The sequence below is a fragment of the Sulfoacidibacillus ferrooxidans genome (genome assembly GCF_022606465.1).
Taxonomy (GTDB): Bacteria; Bacillota; Bacilli; order Alicyclobacillales; family SLC66; genus Sulfoacidibacillus; species Sulfoacidibacillus ferrooxidans.
Genome location: NZ_JALBUF010000058.1, coordinates 1 through 1,094, shown reverse-complemented (window position 1 = coordinate 1,094; position 1,094 = coordinate 1). Strand labels below are relative to the sequence as shown.

At 49.8% G+C, this 1,094-nt stretch carries 2 protein-coding genes; both read left to right on the top strand.

The features are described from left to right. Positions 1-437, top strand: a 437-nt coding sequence (locus MM817_RS16345; protein WP_241717104.1) for a GGDEF domain-containing protein, incomplete at its 5' end; no start/stop codon positions are given. After that, a partial coding sequence (locus MM817_RS16340; RefSeq protein WP_241717101.1) for an HD-GYP domain-containing protein occupies positions 434-1,094 on the top strand: 661 nt, incomplete at its 3' end. The genes MM817_RS16345 and MM817_RS16340, both read left to right, overlap by 4 nt.

Below are 1,094 nucleotides of genomic sequence, written 5' to 3'. Positions count from 1 at the left end.
TCGACGAGTGGTTTCGAGATCGAAAAAGTCGCTTGGTGAGTTTTGATTTTGTGTTGGCCATGTTCGATCTGGATCATTTCAAAGCATTGAACGATACACAGGGACATGATGCAGGGGATCAGCTGTTACAACGGATCGTTCGCCATGTGCAGCAATCCATGCGCGACTATGATGTGGTGGCGCGACTCGGTGGTGATGAATTTGTGCTGATCTTTGAACAGTGTAGTTGCCATATCGGGGTGAAAAATCGCTTGGAACAAGTGATGCAAGGGTTGGATCTGAGTCAAGAAGGCGTAACGATCACGATGGGCGTGGTGTGTTATCCAGCCATGGGGGATTCATTAGCTGCATTACTCGCTAAAGCGGATGAACTGCTGTATCGCGGGAAAGGCAACGGACGCAATCAAATGGTGCTATGGGAGGGGGTCATTTCATGAAACCGACGATCTTGTGTGTGGATGAAGATGGTGTATTAACGAGTGCACAAGGGCATACGCGCCTGCTCTTTGGTTGTGACGATCACGATATGCTGGGCCTTCCTTATCACCTTTTTTTGCTCGATCGTCCCGCGGATCATCACATCATCACAACATGGGGTAGGCAGCGCAGCGGAATCCAGGTGCCCATGCACGTGATGGAAGGGTTAGACAGCGTGGATCATGAAGTGTGGGTTCATCCCGTCTTTGGCGAACAGCAAGAGAGCATTCTCTTGTCGTATTGGCAGATGTATTTTCAAAGCCTTGCGTACGCGGCTGAATACTCAGATCCTGATCTGTTGAGTCATTTACAAAGAGTGGCCATGTACACAAAGTATATGGCGGAACAGTATCTGCACTGGAGTGAGTGTGATGTGCGCCGTGCGGTCATTGCAGCTTCGGTGCACGACATCGGAAAAATCGCCATCACACGAAGCATCTTGTTTCGCCCAGGTCCGATTGACGGTCCGGAACGGGCCTATGTTCAAGCGCACACGCGCTATGGCTATGATCTGCTTCACGATTTGCATACCCAAGCGCAACAAAGCAGTGAATGGATGGTGGATGATCGCGTGTTTGAACTCTCCAAAGAGGTCGCTTTGTATCATCATGAACATT